The sequence below is a fragment of the Prosthecobacter sp. genome (assembly GCF_044232965.1).
Lineage (GTDB): Bacteria > Verrucomicrobiota > Verrucomicrobiia > Verrucomicrobiales > Verrucomicrobiaceae > Prosthecobacter.
In genome coordinates this window covers 78,185-99,802 of the sequence record NZ_JBIIKX010000017.1, presented here as the reverse complement: position 1 = coordinate 99,802, position 21,618 = coordinate 78,185, and the positions used below count along the sequence as shown (strand labels likewise).

Below are 21,618 nucleotides of genomic sequence, written 5' to 3'. Positions count from 1 at the left end.
GTCGATCCCGTGCTCATCATCGGCACATCAGTGGATGAGTGGTACCGAGGCAGCAAACTGCGTCCCGAACTCATCCAAAAAATCAAGCAACTCAGCTACATGCGCGGCGAGACCATCGCCTTCAGCGACATCCCTGCACTGCTCAACTACGCCCAATCCGACTCCGAAGCACGAACCATTTTCAAGGCTTGCACCCGCACCCGCAATCTGATGGTTCGCCTCATGCTGGATAAAACCTCCCATGCGGATGAAATCATCAAGTACTGGTCGTTCGGTGTCGGTATCCGCCGCAAGGACTTGGAACCCCTGATTCAATCCATCATCGAGCTGGATGGCGTTGATGATCTTGGCATTTCCCACTTGCTGCCCGCCCTCGCACGCAAACTGCTGTACACCTATCCGGGGCTCGACATGGCCAAGCACGGTGTCATGCCGGACTGTCACTGGACCTCGCTCAACTTTTTCAATTACGAGCCGCATGAATACCTGCTCGATGCCCGCCTCGCCACCAGCCAGGTCTTGGAAAATTTCATTCCGGTAGAGCCGCCTTACCAGTATGCCGATGTCTTGTTCTTCCTTTATAACACCACCGGTGACGCCTTTCACTCCTGCGTGCATCTGGCCGACAACATTGTCTTTACCAAAAACGGCCGCAACATCCTCTCCCCATGGGTCATCATGCGCCTTGAGGATGTGAAAAAAGTTTATCTCTACAAAGGCAACAGCCGCGTCCAGGGCTTCCGCCGCAAGGACATCGCGGCGGAAAAAGCCGCACAGGCAGGCGAGTGACACAAGAAAGCAATGTGCGGCGAGGTTTTGGCGTTATGCTCGGCCCATGAGTACTCGCCGCCACTTTCTTCACACCGTTCTCGGAACCGGTGCCGCATCCGCCCTCGCCGCCGCATCCAATCTCTCCTACAAAGGCGAGAACATTCAGTTCGGACTCGTCACCTACATGTGGGGCGCGGACTGGGATCTGCGCACCTTGATCAAGAATTGTGAAACCGCCAGGGTGATGGGTGTTGAGCTGCGAGTCGAGCACGCGCACAAAGTCGATGTCTCCCTCACCCCGGAACAGCGCAAGGAGGTGCGCGGGCGATTTGCGGACTCTCAGGTCAAGCTGCTCGGCATGGGCACCAATTTCGAGTTTCACTCCCCCGATGAGGCCGAACTGAAGAAAAACATCGTCGGAGCCAAGGAATACATCAAGCTCAGCCACGACATCGGTGGCACGGGCGTGAAGGTGAAGCCCAACGCATTACCCAAGGACGTTCCGGTCGAAAAAACTCTCGTTCAGATCGGCAAGGCGCTCGCCGAACTCGGTGATTACGCGCTGGGTTTCGGACAGCATATCCGTCTTGAGGTTCATGGCAAGGAAACCTCCGACCTCGGCCACAACCGCACCATCATGGAAGCCGCCGCGCGCGACAATGTGCGCGTCTGTTGGAATTCCAACCCCGACGATCTCGCAGGCGAGGGCATTGAGGCCAACTTTGCCAAAGTGAAGGAATTCCTCGGCCAGACGGTCCACATCCGTGAGGTCAATGAAGGCGACTACCCTTATGACAAGCTCGCCAAACTGCTCGTTGAAACTGACTACGAGGGCTTTGTCTGCCTGGAGGCTCGCACCAAGCCGGAGGACCGCGTCAAAGCTCTGGCTGAGCAGCGCGACTTGTTCATGAAACTCGTCACGGATGCCAGGATGAAGGTCAAGGACTGACCACCTTGACCTGCGGGGCGTTCTGGCCGACGCATCCGTCCCCATGTCATCCAGCTTTCTTCAATTCGACCAGACGGGCAATCCTGCCGAGGTGCTGCAGCTTCGTGAACGAGTGCTGACACCACTCTCCGGTCACGAAGTCCGCGTGCGCATGCGGTACGCGCCCGTAAACCCGGCAGACCTAAACTTCATCGAGGGCACCTATGGACGAGCCGCGCACCCGCCCTGCATCCCCGGCCACGAAGGCTGCGGCGAGGTCGAGGAGGTCGGCGAAGCCGTCGTCTCGCTGGCCAAAGGCGATGTTGTCATCCCACTGCTCGGCACCGGCTGCTGGACGCAGCACCTCACCGCCCCGGAACATCATTTCGCCAAACTCCCGCCGCAAATCGACCGAGTGCAGGCCAGCATGCTGCGCATCAACCCGGTCACTGCCTGGGCCTTGCTCAAGCATTACACCGACCTCGAACCCGGCTCCTGGGTGGCGCAAAATGCCGCCAATTCCGGAGTGGGCCGCGCCTTGATCCAGCTCGCTCACCACTTCGGCCTGCGCACGCTCAATTTCGTGCGCCGTCCTGAGCTGATCGACGAGCTCAAGACGCTCGGAGCAGACGCTGTGGTGCTCGACAATGACGAAGGCGTCGTCGAAGCCAAAAAAATCATCGGCAACGAACCGGTAAAACTCGCCACCAACGCCGTCGGCGGAGACAGCGCCATCCACCTCATGGATGTTCTCAGCAGCGAAGGCATCCTGGTCACCTACGGAGCCATGAGCCGACGCAGCTTGAAAGTGCCGAACAAATTCCTCATCTTCAAAAACCTCCAGCTTCACGGCCTGTGGATCACCAAGTGGTTCGAAAACGCCAGCACGCCGGAACTGCGTGATGTGCTCGACCCCTTGACCGCCCTCATCGAAAAAGGCGATCTCGTCACCGCCGTGGATCAAATCGTGCCGCTGGCCGATTTCAAACAGGCCATCACCCGAGCGCAGGAAGGCTCCCGCCACGGCAAAGTCATCCTCGACCTCGCGTGCCCCTGATGCGTGTGCTTCTCACCAACGACGATGGCATCCACGCCCCCGGCTTGCAGGCCTTGGAAGAGGCCGTGCGGCAGCTCGGCTGGCAGTCAGTGGTTGTGGCTCCGGCCTTTGAGCAAAGCCAGTGCGGCCATCGTGTCACCACGCATCAGCCGCTCAAGGTCGAAGCCCAAGGAGAAAACCGGCACGCCGTCCACGGCACACCAGCCGACTGCGTGCGTCTGGCGTTGTTCGCGCTCGATGCCAGACCAGATCTCGTGCTCTCCGGCATCAATGCCGGTGGCAACATGGGCCAGGACATCGTCATCTCCGGCACCGTCGCAGCTGCCCGCGAGGCCGCGTATCACGGTGTGCGCTCTCTGTCCCTCTCGCACTACCTGATCCGTGACCTGCACGTTGACTGGAGCCGCGCCTCTACCTGGATCGCTGAAATCCTGCGCGAAACACTCGTCCAGGAGCAGCCGCAGCGTGCCTTCTGGAACATCAACCTTCCGCACCTGCCCCCAGGCGCCGATCCCCTGCCCCCGCGCATCCTCTGCCGGCCCGCGCATTCCCCGCTCAACGTCGCCTACACGTCAAACGAGCACGGCTACGCCTACAGCGCGTCCTATGCCTCCCGCCCGCGTGATCCAGGATCCGATGTGGAAGCCTGTTTCAGTGGCAACGTCGCCGTTTCCCTCCTGCACGTCTGAGTCGCCTCATGATCAGGCAGGTTTGCCGTTGTTGGAAATCCTACTCGTCCTCGATCAGGAGGCTTGCCATCGTTTGCAGTCGTTTGCGATGGTTGGCAGAGACATCTCTTCGTGGGCACAGTGCCCCTGGAGTGAGCGGACGATACGGGCTGCCCGCATAAGCGAAGAAGACTCATTAAATCAGCATCTCCTTTGCCATGCGGCAAGCAGGGCCCACGGACAACTCGTCTCCGGTGTAAGGCCCGAGGATGGTAGGCGACTGACCGCGCTGCATGTCGTGCAGGCCCGCCGGAGCCAGAGTTTGGGTTGGACACCCCATGGTGTGGGAGACGGTGGCGGGCTAGGGATGTGCTGAAGGCAGTGTGAGCCTGACCATCGACCCATCCTATGAAATTTCATCCATTGATCCTCCTCGCCGCGGTGCTGGCCTGCCATGGCTCTGCCGCCGCCCAGTCCGGCATCCCCCGCGCCCTGGAATTTCAGCCCACGGAGCGGGTGACGAGCGTGGTGCATGACGGCATCGTGTTCCATCGCGGTCAGACCTACCTCATTCGCAACAGCCGTGCGGTGCTAGTGGATGCCATCCTGGTGCCGGAGGGCCGGGTGCTGACCTCCGAAGGGCGACTCGTGACCCTGCCGACCGATTTCGTCAATGATGCCACCCCGTCGGTGCGCGAGGGGCTCTTCGCCGTGCGCGGACAGGCCTATCTGATCCGCAACGGCCGCATGATGCGGGTGGATGCGGGGCTGGTGCCGAAGGGACAGGTGCTCATGGCGGACGGCCGAAGCGTGCCGCTGCCTTCAGACTTCAGCGGTTTTGTGCTGGATCGTGCGCCCGATGGCACGGTGCTGCCAACTTCGCAGACCCCAGCGGGAGCTCAGACGCTCACGGGTCAGGCGGGAGTGCTGCTGTCACCTTCCCCCATCTCTCAGAGCAGGGAACGGAGCCCCATGCCGCCAAGCGTGGAGCTTCCCCGTGCCGTTGCAGCACCGCCCACTGTGGAGGTCCGCTCGGCGTTGCCAGTGCCGATGAGCCTCCTCCCGCCCGCCCCCCCCTTCAAGAAAACCCCTTGATGGCCGGGAACACTCCCCGCTGCCTCAATGGATGTGGGGGACGACTGCGGACGAGGGCGTCCATCACTCGGGGTTGGGACATGGCGGCGGCCCCTTGCCTTGCTGCACGTATTCATTGAACAATCCGCCGGTTTTGCTGCCTGAAGAGCACCCGCCTTGACATCCAGGGCGAAAGCATGCCCTAAGTAGCCTCTTTTTTCCGACCAACCCTGTTCACACGCACATGCCCAAAGCCCTGATCATTGCCGAAAAGCCCAGTGTCGCCGCCGATTTAGCTCGTGCGCTCGCCAAAGCCCCCGGCATGAAGCCTTTTGTGAAGGAAAAGGACTGGTATGAGAACGACACACATGTGATCTCCTCGGCCGTCGGCCATCTGCTGGAGCTGGGCATGCCCATGGTGAACGGCAAAAAGGTCGGCTGGGGCTTCACCAGCCTGCCGATCATGCCGGAGCAGTTTGAGCTGAACCCCATTGAGCAAAGCGCCGACCGCTACAAGCTCCTGGCCAAGCTGCTCAAGCGCAAGGACATCGACAGCGTCATCAATGCCTGCGATGCCGGCCGCGAGGGGGAACTGATTTTCCGTTATATTGTGGATGCCACGGGCACGAAGAAGCCGATCAAGCGCCTGTGGATGCAGTCCATGACCCAGGGCTCCATTCTCGACGCGTACAAGCATCTGCGTAGTGACGAGGAGATGATGCCGCTGGCGGATGCCGCGAAATGCCGCAGCGAGAGCGACTGGCTGGTCGGCATCAATGGCACGCGCGCCCTCACCGCGCTGAATTCACGCCACGGCGGCTTCCGCCTCACCCCGGTGGGGCGCGTGCAGACCCCCACGCTCTCGATCCTGGCCCGGCGCGAGCGTGAGATCGCCGCGTTTGTGCCGCGCACCTACTTTGAGGCCATCGCGCTGTTTGAAGTGCCTGCGGGCCGTTACCAAGGCCGCTGGATCAATGAAGGCCATAAAAAGGACGAGAACGACGAGCACAAGAAGGCCGAGCGCCTTTGGGATGAAGGATCGGCCCAGGCCATCGCGGATCGTTGCAACGGCAAGCCGGGCGTCATCGAGCAGACCACCAAGCCCGCCCGCCAGGCGGCCCCCCTGCTCTACGATTTGACCAGCCTGCAACGCGAGGCCAGCAACCGCTTCGGTTTCTCCGCCCGCCGCACCCTGCAAATCGCGCAGGCGCTGTATGAGAAGTTTAAAGTCCTCACCTATCCGCGTACGGACTCCCGCCATCTGCCGGAAGATTATCTCAGCACCGTCACCGACACGCTCAAAACATTCGCCAGCCACGACAGCCGCAAGCAGGACGCGCTGCCGCATGAGCTGGGCACGCATGCCGCCACCGCGCTGGACAACAAGTGGGTGAAGCTCAACAAGCGCATCTTTGACAGCAGCAAGGTCAGCGACCACTTCGCCATCATCCCCACCGGCCAGATTCCGCCGAAGGAACTGCCAGAGGCCGAGCAGAAGCTGTTCGACATGGTCGCGCGCCGCTTCGTAGCCGTGTTCTTCCCCGCCGCAGAGTTTGAAGTGACCACCCGCATCACCCGCGTGGGTCAGGATGCATTCAAGAGCGACGGCAAAGTGCTCAAGGAAGCAGGCTGGCTCTCGGTTTACGGAAAAAAGGCCGCTGAAGAAACCGCCGAGAGCGGTGAGGACGCAGCCAAGCTGCTGGTGGCCGCAAACAGTGGTGACATCGCGAAGACGCTGGATGTCGAGGTCAACGAGCACCAGACCAAGCCGCCACCACGCTACACGGAAGCCACGCTGCTGGGCACAATGGAAACTGCCGGCAAGTTTGTGGAAGACGAGGAAATCGCCGAAGCGATGAGCGAACGCGGTCTCGGCACTCCCGCCACGCGTGCGGCGATCATTGAAGGCCTCATCATGGACCGCTACATCGAGCGTGTTCAGCGTGATATGCATGTGACCGCGAAAGGACTCGCGCTCATTGATCAAATCAGCGCCATCGGCATTGAGGCGCTCAGCTCGCCTGAAATGACCGGCCAGTGGGAATACAAGCTCCGGCAGATGGAGCACCGCGAACTCGACCGTGACAGCTTCATGAGCGAGATCCGCAAGGTCACCAGCCAGGTCGTGGAAAAGACCAAAGCCTACTCCAAGGAGGCGAAGGACAAGGTTTATCCCGAATTCAAGGCCACCTGCGGCGTTTGCGGCAGCAAGGAAGGCTACAAGCAGACCGAGGAGTTCTACGGCTGCAAAAACCCCAAGTGCAAGGTGCGCGTGTACAAAGCCGTGGCCGGTCGCACGATGTCCGAAGACGAGCTGCGCACGCTCATTGAAAAACGCTTCATCGGCCCGCTCGAAGGTTTCCGCAGCAAGAAGGGCAAGGACTTCACCGCCGCGCTCCAGATCAAGGACGACATGAAGATCGCCTTTGTCTTCGAGGGCAACGATCCCGACGCCATCAACTGGGACGAATGCCCGGTGATCACCGACTGCCCGGTCTGTGCCAAGAAAGGCCGTGCCGGGCAGAAGATTTACGACACGCCCGACGGCTACCAGTGCAAGATCGCCGCCACCGAGTCCACGAAGTGCAACGCCCGTATGCCGAAGAAGCTCTGCCAAAAAGACATCACGCCCGAAAACGCGCGTGAGTTCTTCGCCGACGGCAAAACCTCGCTCATCACCGGCATGATCTCCAAACGCGGCCGTCCGTTCAGCACCTTCCTGGTCTGCACGCCCGGCGAAAAACGCATTATGAGCTGGGAATTCCCGCCGCGTGAAGCGAAGCCCAAGGCGGAAAAGAAGCCCAAGAAACCAGCGGGCGTCCGTGGGCGGGGTTAAACCGCCTCCTGCTTCACTTTGATCAGATGCTTGTACTTCACCTTCCACACCTCAGGAAGGCGTGATGGCTTGCCCTCCGGCATCTGCACGAGCGCCAATGACTGGCGGCAGGTGATGAGCAGGGCGTTGTCCTCGGCACGCCGCATCTCAAAGGCGCACCAGAAGCGCACACGCTCGACGCTTTCGAGCCTTCCGTGGATGACCAACTCATCCCCAAGCTTCGCAGGCTTCTTGTAGTCAATCTCGGTGCGCACCACGACGGGATAAAGATGCGTCTGCGCCATCTCGCGCAGTTTCATGCCCATCAAAGCCGCGAGGCGAGTGCGCGCGGTCTCAATCATGCGCAGATAGGCGATGTTGTGGACGACACCCCCGCAGTCGGTGTCGAAAAACATCACTTCTTCGCGGGTTTCGATGGTCGGCGTGTGCATGACTCAGTTCAAGACGGTCCGCACGGCTGCCTCATCGACACCGCGCAGTTGGAAGACACGCAGCACGGTGTCTTCGATGAGGTTGCTCGGGCAGGAAGCTCCAGCGGTGATGCCCACGATCACCGGCTCATCGCTGGCGAGCTTGGTGGAATAACTCTCCTTCTCCGCCTTCAAATGGAGGTCAAAATGCACGATTTGCTCCAGAGATTTGAGGCAATCTGCGGTGCGGATGAAAAATGTGGGGAGCTGCTGTTCTCCAATTTCCACCAGATGCGTCGTGTTGGAGCTGTTGTAGCCGCCGACAACGAGCAGCACATCCAACGGCTGCCGCAGCAGGCCGAACAAGGAGTCCTGCCGCTCCTGGGTGGCGCCACAGATCGTGTCAAAGACCTGGAAGTTCTGCTCACCTGCCACAGGCCCATGACGGTCGAGCACCGCTTGCTTCAAACGGCGCTGAACTTCCTCCGTCTCCGATTTGAGCATCGTGGTCTGATTCGCGACACCGACACGCGTGAGGTGCAGGTCGGGATCGAAACCGAACGAATGCGCTCCGGGTGGAAAGCGCTTCAGAAAGGCTTCTTTGTCGCCACCGTGGCGGATGTAATCACAGACGTAATCCACATCCGCCAGCGTGAGCACGACGAGATAATTGCCCATGCCGTCATCGCCCATGGCTCGTGAGGAGGTGGCACGAGTTTCCTCGTGCGATGCCTTGCCATGAATGATCGAAGTAAAACCGGTCTTCGCATACTGGCGCACCCGCTTCCACACGCTCATCACGTCCCCGCAGGTCGTATCGACCACGAGGCAGCCACGTTCGGAAATGAGTTTCATCAACCGCGTTTCCGCGCCAAAAGCCGGCACAATGACGACGTCTTCTGGGTTGAGTGTCGAAATCGCGGACTCGTGCTCCGAGATAGGAATGCTGATGACTCCCATTTCAGTGAGCTGCCGGTTGACCTCCTGGTTGTGAATGATCTCGCCCAGAAGATAGACTTTGCGGTCAGCAAAGACCTTTCGCGCTGCATAGGCCAGGTCGATGGCACGCTCCACGCCATAGCAGAAGCCAAAATCACGAGCGAGCCGAACCGTGGTGTTGCCCACGGTCAGCACGCTTCCCTGGGCGCGAATTTTTTCAACGATGATGCTGCGGTAGTGGGTCTCCACCTCCGCCTGCACACGCTCCATGACCTCCGGGGTGCGTACATTCACACGGCGGGAGGCAGGAGAGGGAGCTGGAGCAGACATCGAAAAAATTCTGGGGCTGGGCAACGAAACAGCCGATCAATAGTACATTTTGCCCTTGGCGGCGTCTTCGAAGACCTTGTTGCTCAGCATGTAGGAGTCTGGCGGGTCGGCGAGGGTGCTGTCGTCGAGAACAGGCAATGTCTTGCCAATGGTGGCGTCCTCAGGATGCGAACTGGCGATGATGAGCGGCGTGCCGCTTCTGACCATGCTGAAGATTTTCTGGGCCGACTTGATCGGCAGACGCACACAACCATGGGTGCAGGGATAAGGCTTCACCCAGCCCCAGTGCATGCCATAGGCGGACTTGAACTCCATCCAGAAGGTCATCGGATAACCAGCACCAGGGCTGCTCACACGGCGGCGGTTGGCCACCTTGCTGTAAATGCTGAAGGTGCCATGGGGGGTCGGAGTGCTGGCGGTGCCCACAGAGCAGGGCGTGGCGAGCAGGACTTCATTGCCTTCCATCACATACACGCGCTGGGCACCAGTGCTGAGCTTCACCTTCACGTTAGAAGGGTTTTTCACCGCTTTGGCAGGCGGGTCAAAATGCACGGAATAACTGCCTCTTTTCTTCACAGCAGCGCACTGGCTCATGGCGAGGGCGAGTCCGGTGAGGGCGAGTAATTTGACAGAACAACGGAGAACGTGGGTGATGGTCTTCATGCGAGGGCTGCCATTAGCACGACTTCGCCCACGCTCCACCGGTTTTTCTTGCTGCGAGCCACGTTGACACACGGCGAAACTTTGCCCACGGCTCCGCGTTGTATCGACACTCATGCCCGCCCCCACCCTGATCGACGTTCTCGTCCGCACCGCTGCCAGCGCCGGATGCGAGGAGCCCACCCGCCTGCGACACACCCTCGAACTCGCCTCTGACAAGCATCAGCCGCTGATCGAGGCGCTCGTGGATGCGAACATGGTCGATGAGGACCGCTTTTTCGCCCAACTGGCCACCGGCCTCGGCATGCCGTTCGCGGAAAACGGCATTGCTGATGCCGCGGAGGGGTTGCACAACCGTTTCCCGGCCAAATTGGCGCTGCGGCACCGCATCTGCCCGGCGCAGGTGGCGAATGGCGAGGTGACCATCCTCACCTACAACCCCTTTGATCTCAGTGCCCGTCAAGCCGTGGGCCAGGAGCTGCACAAACGTGTCCACTGGCAGATCGCGCCACGCCACCGCATTTTGGAAGCGCTGCATCAAGGCTACGGCGTCGGCGCGGAGAATTTTGAGGAGTTGCTCGAAGGCCGCGAGGCAGGTGACGACAATGACGACATGAAGCAGGAGACCACTGTGCTCGACGAGGCCGACGAGGAGGCCACGGTGATGAATTTCGTGAACCAGGTCTTCCGCGAGGGACTCAAGGAACGCGCGACGGATATCCACGTCGAGCCGTTGGAGCGCGATCTGCGCATCCGCTACCGCGTCGATGGCAAGCTGCTCGAAGTCCCCGTGCCGCCGAACATGCGCCTGCTCCAGGCATCGTTGATCTCGCGCCTGAAAATCATGGCGCACCTCGACATCGCCGAGCGCCGCATGCCGCAGGACGGCCGCATCAATCTGGAGCTCGATGGGGAACCGATCGACGTCCGCGTGGCGACGATCCCGAGCGTGAACGGCGAATCCGTTGCCCTCCGTCTGCTCACACGCAAAAAATTCGACATCTCGATGCTCGGACTCGACGACAAGACCGAGGCCACCATCCGCAAGCTGCTCGCTGCGCCGAATGGCATCATTCTCGTCACCGGCCCGACCGGCTCCGGCAAGTCGTCCACGCTTTACACCTTCCTCAAGGAGTTGAACACCAAAGAACGCCGCATCGTCACCATCGAAGACCCGGTTGAAAACAAGCTCGACGGCATCATTCAGATCGCCGTGAAGCCGGAGATCGACCTCACCTTCGCCGCCGGCCTGCGCAGCATTCTGCGTGGCGATCCGAATGTGATCATGGTCGGTGAAATGCGCGACCAGGAAACCGTCGAGATCGCCATCCGTGGTGCGTTGACCGGTCACTTGGTGTTTTCCACACTGCACACGAACGACGCCGTCGGCGGCATCTCCCGTCTGCTCGACATGGGCATCGAACCCTTCATGATTTCATCGTCTGTTCGTGCCTTCCAGGCCCAGCGCCTTGTCCGCACACTCTGCGGCATCTGCAAACAACCCGCGCATCATGAGGACAGCCACCTTCGCACCATCGGTTTCCCGATGGAATGGAAAGGCAAACTTTTCAAGCCTGGCGGCTGCCGTTCCTGCCGCAACACCGGCTTCACCGGCCGCCTCGCCATCATGGAAATCTGCCTCATGACCGAGGCGCTGCAGGACAAGATCAACAACCGCGCCAACACCATGGAGCTCAAAGCCCAGGCGCTCAAAGACGGCATGGTGCCAATGCGCCAGTATGGCTTCCGTAAAGCCACCGAGGGCGTCACCACGCTTGAGGAAGTCATGACAGTCACGGCGGCCAGTGAGTGAGATTGCAATCGAGCCTCGCTGAATTAATAACGCGCCATGCCCGCCTTTGCCTATACCGCTCTCACTGCCACCGGACAGACCGTCACTGGCTCTGTCACCGTTGGATCGCGGGCGGAGGCGTTTCGGAAGATCGAGGCGCAGGCTCTCACACCGGTGAAGGTCACGCAGGAGGAGAAATCTGCTGCGGCGCAGGCCAAGGCGGATGCGGCGGAAGGCCCGGTGAAGTTGAAACGAGCGCAGTTGATTCACTTCACGGAAGAAGTGGCGGATTTGCTCGATGGCGGCCTGCAAATCGACCAAGCGTTCCGTGTGATGCAGGAACGGCAGGAGGCCGAGGTGATGCGACGCGTCGCGACGACGATGCGCAACGAGTTGCGCGAAGGTTCCACGGTGGCGAAGGCGCTAAAGAAAGCGTCACCGAGTTTTGACGAGTTGTACTGCAATCTGGCCGCCGCAGGTGAGGTCAGCGGCTCGCTGCCGAGCATTTTGCGGCGTCTGGCCACGAACCTCGCCGTGATGGCCGACCTTCAGGCCAAGGTGACGCAGGCGATGATTTATCCCGCCTTCCTGCTCGGCGCGTGTGTGGTGCTCATGGTCGTGTTCATGACCTTCATGGTGCCGCAGATCATGGATTTGATGGGAAAAAACGGCCAGCAGCTCCCGGCGGCCACTCAGTTGCTCATTAGCTTCAACAACTTCATGGGCCAGTGGTGGTGGGCCATCCTCATCACCATCACCGCCGTCTTTCTGACCTTTCGCGGCTACATTTCCAGTCCCAAGGGCCGCCTCTGGTGGGATGAGACGCGGCTGAAGCTGCCGTTGTTTGGCGCGATTATGAGTATGCGCTTCTACGCGCAGTTCGCTCATTCGCTGGGCAATCTGGTCACCAACGGCGTGCCGCTGCTGAACAGCATCCGGCTGGTGTCGAAGATCTCGGCCAACGTGTTCATTCAAAACCTGCTGGCCAAGGTCACTGCCATGGTTTCCGAAGGTGCGCCGCTTTCCACGGCCCTGCGCAAGGCCGGCAGCTTCCCGCTCCTGCTGGCGGACATGATCGCAGTGGGCGAGCAGACCGGCCAGCTCGGAAAGTCGATGGAAAAGTGCGCCGCACGCTACGACAAGGAGCTGGACAAGCGCATCAAGCGCATGACCGCCATGATCACACCGATCATCCTTGTCATCATGGCCGTCATGGTCGGCACTGTGGCCTATTCCATCGTCGCCGCCATCGCGCAGAGCGTCACCGGCATCCGTGGCGGCGGCTGATGCGGCGAAACCAAGGCTATTTCTTCCTGTTCATCACGTTCCCTTCCCTGTTCAATCCCTCCACCATGAAACACCGCACTCCGAAAGCCCGCATCCGCCGCACCGCCGCCTTCACGCTCATCGAAATCGTGATCACACTGACCATCATCGCCATTCTAGCCTCCGGCTCGATTTACCTGCTCAAAGGCCAGATCGACTCCGCCAAGGACACGCGCGTTGGCAGTGACCTCCAAGCCATCGGCCTCGCGCTGCAATCCTACGAGTCACGCGCCCTGCGCAAGCCGACGACCGAGCAGGGCTTGAAGGCTCTGGTGGAAAAACCGACCATGGAGCCGATTCCCGAAAACTATCGTTCCTTCATGAAGGAAGTGCCGAAAGACCCCTGGGGCCAGGAATACAAGTATCGCATCCCACCCCAGAAATCGAAAGACGACTACGATGTGTGGACCGTGGGAGCCGACGGCCAAGACGGCACGGAAGACGACATCGGAAACTGGAAGCCGACAGCGGCAAAGTAAGAATCCATGAAACTCGAATGCCGAAGCACGAATGACAGCCATGACACGGGTGATCGACTTCACCATCGTCATTCGTTGTTCATGCCGGCGTTCACGCTGATCGAGATCATCATCGCCCTGACCATCGTCGCCGTGCTGGCGGCGGCGGCGGTGCCGATGCTGAAGGGATTTCAGGACGAGCGGCAAGCACGCGAGCCAGTGGCAAAGTTGGTACAATTGGCGCGTGAGGTGCGCATGCGGGCCATGACGGAGAAGCGTCCGTATCAGGTGGCTTTTCACAGCAAGGGCTTCACGGCTTCGCGTTACTTCAATCCCTACCTCCAGCTCGCCGAACTGGAGGAATTCATCGCCACGGCGGAAAATCCGCCCGCAGAAGAAAAACCCTTCGAAACGAACGACCTCGACAACGGCGGCAAGCTCACCAAGACCACGGACCTGCCCATGGCACCACCCGCGCCGAAGTATGACGAGCACTGGGCTGAGAAGTACGAGATGCCGGAGGACATGCAGTATGCGCTCCAGTTTTGGTACGACACGGAACCGGTCTTTCTTGAGGGCGATCTGGTGAAACTGTGGGTCTTTCAGCCCAGCGGCATCTGCCAGCCGCTTAAAGTCCACGTCGAGCGCGAATCCGCGACGTTCGATGTCGAATTCGCGGCCCTCACAGCGGACATCGTGAAAGAGAGCGTCGATCTGCGATGAAAACATCCCGTCGCCATCGCCGCCCCGGCTACATCCTGTTCGAGCTCGTGCTCGCGCTGGGAATTTTCGCCATCGCGGTGCTCGGGCTGGCGAAATCGCTGAACCAGGCGCTGGAGACGGCGAATTTGTTGAAGCGTGATCAGATCATCCGCATCGGCATGCGCAATTTTTTGGAGGAGATCCGGCGCAAGCCGCTGGCGGACATGAGCACCACCTCGATGGATACGACCTACGGCGTCACCTACACCAGCAGCACGGAGCCGGTGACACTTCGCACCACCAGCGGCAGCAATCTGACTGACATCTACAACCTGACCATCAAAGCCACGTCGAGCTTCAACGACGTGCCGGAGGAGGCCACCCTGAGTGTCTATGTTTACAAGCCCGCCCAGCAATAGACGGCGCGCCGCCTTCACCCTGATCGAGGTCGTGATCGGCATCACGCTGCTCTCGATGATCACGGCGACGCTGTTCGCCATCATCCGTGGCTCGATGCGCGGTGCCTCGGAGATCGAGCAACTGCAACGGGAGAGCGACTCGGTGAACCGTTTCATCGAACTCAGCCGCAAAACCTTCTCCTCGCTGCCTGCCACGGCCACGCTGAGTCTGAAACTGGTGCAGAACACCGAACCGATCATTCAGGAACTGACGGTGGCCGGTTCACCCGATTGTTTCCCCTTTGGGATGAACCCCATCACGTTAAAAGACACCATTCTGAGGTTGCGCCCGCATCCTGACGGCTTGGTGGACGACAACAATATGCCCCTTCACTACCTGAGCATCTCACGCGAGGATTTGATCCCGCAGACGGACGAAAGACAGACCGGCATCCGGCAGGAGACGACTGGTTTGTACGCGCCCGACGAAGAAGGACGCTACTGGATGCCGCTGCTGCCTGACGTGGTGTCTTTCAAGTGGCGGTTTTATGTCGAGAAAGAGCAGACGTGGTATGAGGAGTGGAGCAAATCCGCCTGGCCTGATTTGATCGAAGGCTTGTTGGTGCTCAAAAACCGCACGCTGCCGATCCGCATGGTGTACACCGCTCCGGTGATCGCACTCTCACCCGGCAGGACACCGAGTCCTTCGTCTTCCTCCACCACCAGCAGCACATCAACATCATCCACGGTCACCCAGCCAACAGGCGGTGGTGGTGGCGGTGGAGCACCCGCAGGAGGGGGCGGAGGAGGAGGTCGCGGCGGCGATGGCGGCGGACGTGGTGGTGATGGAGGCGGGCGCGGTGGACAAGGTGGTGGCGGTGCCCCCGGCGGAGGTGGTGACGCACCACAAGGAGGAGGCAGACCCCAGCAATGAAAGCGCACTCATCCAATTCAGCGAATCTCAGCCAATCGCGCCGGAAACGCGGTTCAGCCCTCATGCTCATGATCTGGGCCGTGCTGCTCATGTCCATCACCGTCATGGGCGTGGTGGAATATGTCCGCTCCAGCGCGGAGGAGGCCAAACTGGCGGCGTATGAGTTTCGCGCCCTGCATCTGGCGGAAAGCGGCCTCGCGGTGGGCATGCACCCGAACACACGACGCGGCGACTTGGTCCTGAAGCAGCAAATCGGGCCGGAAAGCGGTTTTGATGTCGTGATTAATTACGAAGGCGCCCGCATTCCGATCAATTACGCCACGGATGAGCGCCTGCGCGAGGCGATCTACAATCTCTTCATTTTTTGGCAGCTCGACGCCGAGTCCGCCGCCATCGCCGCCGACTCGCTGGCCGATTGGATCGACAATGACAAATCTCCACGCGCGAACGGCGCGGAGGCCGACTACTACCAGCAGCTCGGCATTTACGACGCGCCGCGTAACCAGGGCTTTGTGCGCGTGGACGAGATGCTGCTGGTGCGCGGCATGGAGGCCGTGGACCGCCGGAAGCCGGACTGGCGCGAGTATTTCAGCATCTACGGTGAAGGGCAGATCGACCTGCGCACGGTCTTCAAAGACGTGCTGCTGGCCGTGACCGGTGCCTCTGAAAGCGATGTGAACCGCTTCATCACCGAACGCGATGGCGCGGACGGCATCCCCGGTACCGAGGATGATCGCCGCATCCGCGATGAGGAGGCCTACCAGCTCCTCGGCCTCAGCGGCGACAAGTTAAACGCCATCCGTGGCATCGTGAATGACGATGACACCAGCCTGCGTCGCATCACCAGCATCGGCTGGGTGGGCACCAAACGCGCCAAAATCATCGTCGTCACCCGCCGCAACGCGGAAACCGGGGCGCTGACTTACCTGGGGCGCATGGAGGAGTAGCCGCATTCGCGGAATGACGAATTCCCGAATGAGCGAATGACGAAAAATCGCTCGACAGTCGGCTCGTCATTCGTCATTCCACATTCGTCATTTCCCGTCGCAACTTCCCTGGTTCCCGCACGTTGTAACCGCCTCTACCACCCGAATGTCCCTTTCTGCCGCCACTCTGCTCCTCCCCGCCCCTGATGCCGCTTGGCGTGTGTGGAAGCCACGGGCGAGCACCTCCACGGAAGCTGTGGAAAGCCCGGCGGAGACCGCGCATCTGGGCAAACTGCTCGTCATTGGCCTGCCTGCCGCCGCCTGCCGTACCGTCGGCCTCATTCTGCCGCAGACGGACAGCGACCTGCTGGAGCAGATCATCGCCACTCAGCTTGAGCGCCGGGGTTTCAAGCTGGAGCAGGACAGCGCGGGCAAAAACTACCGCTGGCATCTGCTGGGCACCCAGGGCGGCCAGTGCATCGTCAGCGTCGATCTGCTGACCGATCCGTTTCCCACCGCCCTAGCCGCGCAGCATGCGAGTGATTACACCGCTGCCCTGCGGCTGGCGCAGCTTCCTACGGGACATCTCGTCATCATTGAAGAGCAGGGAGACCTCGTTCTGGCCGCCAGCCATCAGGGCAAGCTGTATCACAGCCACATTTTCGCCCAAACGCCCGCCACTGAAGAAGCGCTAGCCTTGGAAATCACGCTGGCAAGGCTCACGCTGGAGTCTGAACTCGGCATCGACAGCATCACCGGCGTGGCGCTGGTGGGTGCCAATTTTGAGCGTGCCATCTGCACCCGCCTCAGCTCGGTCCTTGAACTGCCGGTGCGCATCGTGGCCGATCTGGCTCCGAACACCGCGCTCGACACGCGTGACTGGGGCAAAATGCTCCCCGCCGACATTCGTCACGCGCAGATCAGCAGCACGCGCCGTGGGAAAATCACCCGTGCCTTCGTCCTGGGCGGCATGCTGTATGTGTCGCTGGCCTTTCTGGCCTTCGCCTATCTGCATTACCAGGAGCAACGCGCCGCGCGCCTGACCGAGGAGGTCGAGCTCACCAAGGAGCCCGCCGCCGCCGTTCGTCAGGCCACCCAGCGCTGGAAGGCCCTCGCGCCGGCCATCGAGCCGAAACGCTACCCCATGTTCCTGCTGGCCGAGATCAACCGCATCATGCCTGGCAGCGGCATCGTCATCCGTGACTTCGAAGTGAAGGGCGACGAAATCGAACTCCGTGGCGAGGCACGGGACGCGCAGCTCGCCGTGCAGTTCGTCGAGGACATCAAAAAGAACCGCATCCTCAGCCGCTACCAGTGGACCGCGCCGCGCCCCGAACTCAAAGGCACCACCGCCAATTTCCGTGCCCAGGGCAAGCTGCTTTGACCGTCATTCTGTATTTGTCATTCCCCGCTCATGGCCCTCGCCCTCACCCAACGTGAAAAAAATCTCCTCGGCGCCTGCATCGCCGCGCTGGTACTCATGGCCACGTTCATTGTTTTGAAGCAGTTCCTCGACCGCCGCACCGCCGCGCTGGCGAAGATCTCCGCCCTGGAGGCCGAAAAGCAGGAAAACGAAGGCTATCTGGCTGATCGCGAGTTCTGGGAAAAACGCGCCCGCTGGCTGCGCGAAACAATGCCCGCCACCGAAAGCCTCGGCACCGCCCAGGCCCAGTTGCTGGAAGAGATTCAAAACGTCGCACTGGACTACGAGCTGCAGTTTCAAAAGCAGCCCGTGCTGCTGCCAGAGTCCAAGGACAGCAAAGACAACGCCGCCGTGTATCGCGAGGCCGCCATTGAGGTGCGGCTGCGCGGGGACCAGCCCACCGTGCTCGGCTGGCTCGCCTCGCTGCAATCCCCGGAAAAATTTCAAGCCATCAAGCAGCTCGAGATCGAGATCGACTCCAAGGCCAAAGAAAAGACCCCGCAGGTGCTCTGCAACCTCGTCTTGGCCCGCTGGTTCAAGCCAGACACCGGACTTTGACCATGAAACCGACGCTGCTTCTATTTTTCACCTGCATGCTCGCGCCTCTGGCCGCGCAGGAAGCGTCGGTGGCCGCCCCGCTGACCACGGCGGACCTCGTGCCGCTACCTGGAGACGACCTGGACCCCACGCTCCCGGCCGCCACGGCCACCGCAGTGCCAGCCGGGCCGGTCGATCCTGATCTGCCGCAGCCCTTTGATCCGAACACGCTCGCCGCCGTCGTCGAAAACTCGCCCTTCACGCGGATTGTCAGCATCTCCGACTCGCTCGTGCTCACCGGCATGGCCTACGTCGATGGCAAGCCAGTCGTGACCATCTTCGACAAAGTGGCCAAGCAGTCCATCGTCGTCTCCGACGAGCCGAACCTCAAAGGCTGGAAGCTCGTAGGGGCCAGACCCTCGGATAAAATCGACTACGCGCAGGCCCAGATCGCCATCGCCGGTGAAACCTTCAGCATCCGCCACACCTCACTGAGTAAGGATGACATGCGCAAGGACAAGGGGCCAAGGCCCGATGGTCCGCCTGGTGGGCCTCCCCCTCCCGGCAGCGGAGATCGTTTTAGCCGTAGCAACCGCGGCCCCAGCGAGGAGGATCGCAAAAAGTACGAGTCCCTCTCCGACAAGGCCAAGGACAAGTTCCGCGACGAGCTGCGCCAGAAGTTCAGTGACGAAAAATTCCGCAATGCCTCCGAAGAAGACCGCCGCACCGCCATCCGCAGCGTCTTCGAAAGAATTGAGAAGGAAGACAAGGGCGGGCGTTAACCTGCCACGCTTCATCATCCCGCTCGCCCGTCACTTTTCCCCGACCCCGTTCATGCATCGCCGCTTTTTTGCCCTCGTCCTCACCGCTTCCTTCCTGCCTCATCTGGCCCCTGGCCAGAATGCTCCCGCGCCAGCAGCACCGACAGCCCCCGCTCCGACTGCTCCTGCGGCAAGTGGCACCACACCGGCCGCAGCACCGGCTCCTGGCGCACCAGGCACTGGATTCGGCCCCGGTGGCGGCTTCCCGCCCGGCGGACGCGGTGGCTTCGGCACGCGCCGTGGCTTTGGCGAGGCGGGAGGCATGGGCACGACTCCTGGTGAAGGGGAAACCTTCACCATCACCGGGGACATGGTCATGATGCAGTTTGCCGCCAACCCGGTGGCCGACATCCTCGCTATCTACGAAAAGCTCACGGGCCTCACGCTCATCAAAGACACCAACATCTTCGAAGGCGCGCAGATCAGCCTCGTCACGCCGAAGCCCGTGGCCAAGGATGAGGCCATCAAGCTCATCGAGGCCTCGCTCCTCACCAACGGCTACGCCATCGTCAAGGAACCTGGCGGCAAAAGCGCCAAGATCCTCCCTGCACGCAATCAGAGCGCCAACGCCGTGCAGTTCTCCCATGGCCTGACGTTTTACACCAGCCCGAAGGACATCCCGGACAATGAGAGCATCGTGTCCTACTTCATGAAGCTGGATTTCCTCGCGCCCGAGGACGCGGCCACCATGTTCTCCGGCCACGTCGGCCTCGGTGCCTATGGCCGCATCACCGCTGTCACCACGCCGCCCGGCCTGCTCATCACGGAAAGCGCCACCGTCGTGAAGCAGCTCATCAGCATCCGCGACACCATCGACGTTGGCGACACCGGCTCCTCGCTCGTCACCAAATTTATCCCCATCAAATTCGCCGATGCGGCCACCATCGCGCAGATCATCCAGGCCACGCTGACCGCCCAGGCCCAGGAAAAAGAAACCAAAGGCGTGAACACCATCCGTGGCAGCGCCGCCAGTGACGGCCGCGAAAACCGTGGCAACGACAACAATAACAACAGCAGCCAGCAGCGCCCGTCGCAGCCCCAGCAGCCCATCTTCATCAATGGCGTGCAGGTCAATCCCAACGCCCAGGCACCTCAGCCCAGCGCCCAAGTCGTTGCCGACACTCGTCTCAACCAGGTTCTCGTCGTTTCCTCCCCGGCGGATTACACCTACATCGCCAGCCTCATTGCCGAGTTCGACAAGCCCGTCGAGGTCGCGGAGCCTTACGAACGCAGGTTGAAATACGCCGCCGCCATCGACGTGCTCAGCGCCGTGGTCGATCTGCTCCAAGATCCCGCCTCAGGCACCACCCAGCTCCCCGGAGGTGGCACCATTCAACAGCAACGACAGCAGGCGCTCGCCACCAACAGCAGCCAGCTCCTCGGCGGACGCAACACCCAGGGCACCCGTGGCGGCACCGTCGGCAGCACCGCTGGTGCCGCCTCCTCTGACAGCGCCACCACAACCGCCAGCAGCGGTATTGGTTCACGCGCCGATGTCATCTCCGGTCCCAGCGAAGACAACGCACCCGTTTCAGTTCTCGTCGGCAAGACGCGTGTCATCGCCGATCCCATGGCCAACTGCATTCTCGTCATCGGCCCCAAGGAATCCATCGACAAGGCCACTAGCCTTCTCGACAAGCTCGACCGCAAGCCTGCGCAGGTCTATCTAGCCACTGTCATCGGCCAGTTGACACTCAGTGACACCTTGACCTCTGGCGTTGATTACATCTCCGGTCTTCGCAATCGCAACGGCCAGGCATCCAACTTCACCGCCAGCGGCTTCACCAACCGTACGGACCTGCTCACTGGAAACGCCACCACACGCGCCATCAGTGACGTGCGCACCAACTCCATCACCACTGCGTTCGGCCCCGCCAGCGGCCTGAATCTCTACGGTGCCATCGGCGACAGCTTGGAGGTCTTCGTCACAGCCCTCGAAACCAACAACAACTTCAAAATTCTCTCCCGTCCCTCGGTCTTCGCCTTGAACAACAAGAAAGCCGTCATCACCTCCGGCCGCCAAATCCCCGTCCCTTCTCAGCAGACCACCTTTGCCAATAATGGTGCCGCTCAGGGCAACACCACCACGACCATTGAGTATCGCGATGTCGTGCTGAAGCTCGAAGTCGTCCCACTGATCAATTCCGACGGCGAAGTCACGCTCACCGTCGCTCAGGTCAACGACACCGTCGTCGGCACCCAGCTCGTGCAGCCCAACGAAGTGCCCATCATCGGCACCGAGCAGCTCGTCACCACCGTAACCGTCCCTGATCGCAACACCATCGTCCTCGGCGGCCTCATCTCCGAGGAAAAAACCAAGGACAAGCAGGGCCTGCCCATCCTCGGCAGAATCCCCGGCCTCGGAAAACTTTTCCGCACCGACACCGACAGCACCGTCCGCAAGGAACTGATCGTCTTCATCCAGCCCCAGGTCGTCACAGATGACATGGGCGTGCGCAATACTTCCATGGACGAGGATATGCGCACCAAGGTCGGAGCCGAAGCCGCCCAGCGCTTTCCCCAGAAAGTCGTTCCAGTCGTCATTCCCCCTCCTCCCGCCCCCAAGAAGAAAAACCTCCTCCAGCGCATGTTCAGCCGGGAGGATGACCCGCAGTAGCTCCAGCCTCG

General features: G+C 60.9%; 20 protein-coding genes. 17 read left to right on the top strand and 3 right to left on the bottom strand.

What is annotated here, in order from left to right; genetic code table 11:
* The 6 genes from ACILSI_RS09820 to ACILSI_RS09795 all read left to right on the top strand — a co-directional run.
* Positions 1-789: hypothetical protein (locus tag ACILSI_RS09820; RefSeq protein ID WP_395721698.1), on the top strand; the 789-nt coding region annotated here is incomplete at its 5' end.
* 46 nt (positions 790-835) lie between these two features.
* Positions 836-1,720: a sugar phosphate isomerase/epimerase family protein gene (locus tag ACILSI_RS09815; protein ID WP_395721697.1), complete on the top strand. Its 885-nt coding sequence runs from the start codon at positions 836-838 to the stop codon at positions 1,718-1,720.
* A gap of 43 nt (positions 1,721-1,763) precedes the next feature.
* Complete coding sequence (locus ACILSI_RS09810; RefSeq protein WP_395721696.1) at positions 1,764-2,756, top strand: MDR family NADPH-dependent oxidoreductase; 993 nt, start codon at positions 1,764-1,766, stop codon at positions 2,754-2,756.
* A complete protein-coding gene (gene surE / locus ACILSI_RS09805) occupies positions 2,756-3,445 on the top strand; it encodes a 5'/3'-nucleotidase SurE (RefSeq protein ID WP_395721695.1) in 690 nt (229 codons plus the stop codon). Before ACILSI_RS09810 ends, surE begins: the two co-directional genes overlap by 1 nt.
* A 387-nt stretch (positions 3,446-3,832) precedes the next feature.
* Positions 3,833-4,519, top strand: coding sequence for a hypothetical protein (locus ACILSI_RS09800; RefSeq protein ID WP_395721694.1), 687 nt, complete (start codon positions 3,833-3,835; stop codon positions 4,517-4,519).
* Between the two features lie 223 nt (positions 4,520-4,742).
* Positions 4,743-7,334, top strand: coding sequence for a DNA topoisomerase III (locus ACILSI_RS09795; RefSeq protein WP_395721693.1), 2,592 nt, complete (start codon positions 4,743-4,745; stop codon positions 7,332-7,334).
* On the opposite strand, the gene ACILSI_RS09790 is transcribed toward ACILSI_RS09795, so the two are convergent.
* The 3 genes from ACILSI_RS09790 to ACILSI_RS09780 are packed head-to-tail and all read right to left on the bottom strand — an operon-like array spanning position 7,331 to position 9,676.
* Positions 7,331-7,765, bottom strand: coding sequence for an acyl-CoA thioesterase (locus tag ACILSI_RS09790; protein WP_395721692.1), 435 nt, complete (start codon positions 7,763-7,765; stop codon positions 7,331-7,333). The two genes, ACILSI_RS09795 and ACILSI_RS09790, sit on opposite strands and share 4 nt — an antisense overlap.
* Before the next feature lie 3 nt (positions 7,766-7,768).
* Positions 7,769-9,013 carry a 4-hydroxy-3-methylbut-2-enyl diphosphate reductase gene (locus tag ACILSI_RS09785; RefSeq protein WP_395721691.1) on the bottom strand — a complete coding sequence of 415 codons (1,245 nt, stop codon included), beginning with the start codon at positions 9,011-9,013 and terminating at the stop codon, positions 7,769-7,771.
* 36 nt (positions 9,014-9,049) lie between these two features.
* Positions 9,050-9,676: a L,D-transpeptidase gene (locus ACILSI_RS09780; RefSeq protein ID WP_395721690.1), complete on the bottom strand. Its 627-nt coding sequence runs from the start codon at positions 9,674-9,676 to the stop codon at positions 9,050-9,052.
* Positions 9,677-9,788: 112 nt separating this feature from the next.
* Here ACILSI_RS09780 and ACILSI_RS09775 point away from each other — a divergent pair, with 112 nt between their 5' ends.
* The 11 genes from ACILSI_RS09775 to ACILSI_RS09725 all read left to right on the top strand — a co-directional run bounded on the left by ACILSI_RS09775 (position 9,789) and on the right by ACILSI_RS09725 (position 21,607).
* Complete coding sequence (locus tag ACILSI_RS09775; RefSeq protein WP_395721689.1) at positions 9,789-11,486, top strand: GspE/PulE family protein; 1,698 nt, start codon at positions 9,789-9,791, stop codon at positions 11,484-11,486.
* 36 nt (positions 11,487-11,522) lie between these two features.
* Positions 11,523-12,752 carry a type II secretion system F family protein gene (locus ACILSI_RS09770; RefSeq protein WP_395721688.1) on the top strand — a complete coding sequence of 410 codons (1,230 nt, stop codon included), beginning with the start codon at positions 11,523-11,525 and terminating at the stop codon, positions 12,750-12,752.
* 65 nt (positions 12,753-12,817) lie between these two features.
* On the top strand, positions 12,818-13,270 hold the full coding sequence (gene gspG, locus ACILSI_RS09765) for a type II secretion system major pseudopilin GspG (RefSeq protein WP_395721687.1): 453 nt from the start codon (positions 12,818-12,820) through the stop codon (positions 13,268-13,270).
* A gap of 6 nt (positions 13,271-13,276) precedes the next feature.
* On the top strand, positions 13,277-13,972 hold the full coding sequence (locus ACILSI_RS09760) for a Tfp pilus assembly protein FimT/FimU (RefSeq protein WP_395721686.1): 696 nt from the start codon (positions 13,277-13,279) through the stop codon (positions 13,970-13,972).
* Positions 13,969-14,370, top strand: coding sequence for a hypothetical protein (locus tag ACILSI_RS09755; protein WP_395721685.1), 402 nt, complete (start codon positions 13,969-13,971; stop codon positions 14,368-14,370). Before ACILSI_RS09760 ends, ACILSI_RS09755 begins: the two co-directional genes overlap by 4 nt.
* Entirely contained in the window at positions 14,345-15,283 is a 939-nt protein-coding gene (locus ACILSI_RS09750; protein ID WP_395721684.1) for a type II secretion system protein, read from the top strand. Before ACILSI_RS09755 ends, ACILSI_RS09750 begins: the two co-directional genes overlap by 26 nt.
* 62 nt (positions 15,284-15,345) lie before the next feature.
* Positions 15,346-16,230 carry a general secretion pathway protein GspK gene (locus ACILSI_RS09745; protein ID WP_395721683.1) on the top strand — a complete coding sequence of 295 codons (885 nt, stop codon included), beginning with the start codon at positions 15,346-15,348 and terminating at the stop codon, positions 16,228-16,230.
* A 145-nt stretch (positions 16,231-16,375) separates the two neighbouring features.
* Positions 16,376-17,593 carry a PilN domain-containing protein gene (locus ACILSI_RS09740; protein WP_395721682.1) on the top strand — a complete coding sequence of 406 codons (1,218 nt, stop codon included), beginning with the start codon at positions 16,376-16,378 and terminating at the stop codon, positions 17,591-17,593.
* 30 nt (positions 17,594-17,623) lie between these two features.
* On the top strand, positions 17,624-18,190 hold the full coding sequence (locus tag ACILSI_RS09735) for a hypothetical protein (protein ID WP_395721681.1): 567 nt from the start codon (positions 17,624-17,626) through the stop codon (positions 18,188-18,190).
* Between the two features lie 2 nt (positions 18,191-18,192).
* The gene (locus ACILSI_RS09730; RefSeq protein WP_395721680.1) at positions 18,193-18,951 is read left to right on the top strand and encodes a hypothetical protein; all 759 of its coding nucleotides are present in this window, start codon (positions 18,193-18,195) and stop codon (positions 18,949-18,951) included.
* Between the two features lie 52 nt (positions 18,952-19,003).
* Positions 19,004-21,607: a secretin N-terminal domain-containing protein gene (locus ACILSI_RS09725; protein WP_395721679.1), complete on the top strand. Its 2,604-nt coding sequence runs from the start codon at positions 19,004-19,006 to the stop codon at positions 21,605-21,607.
* Positions 21,608-21,618: the final 11 nt, after the last annotated feature.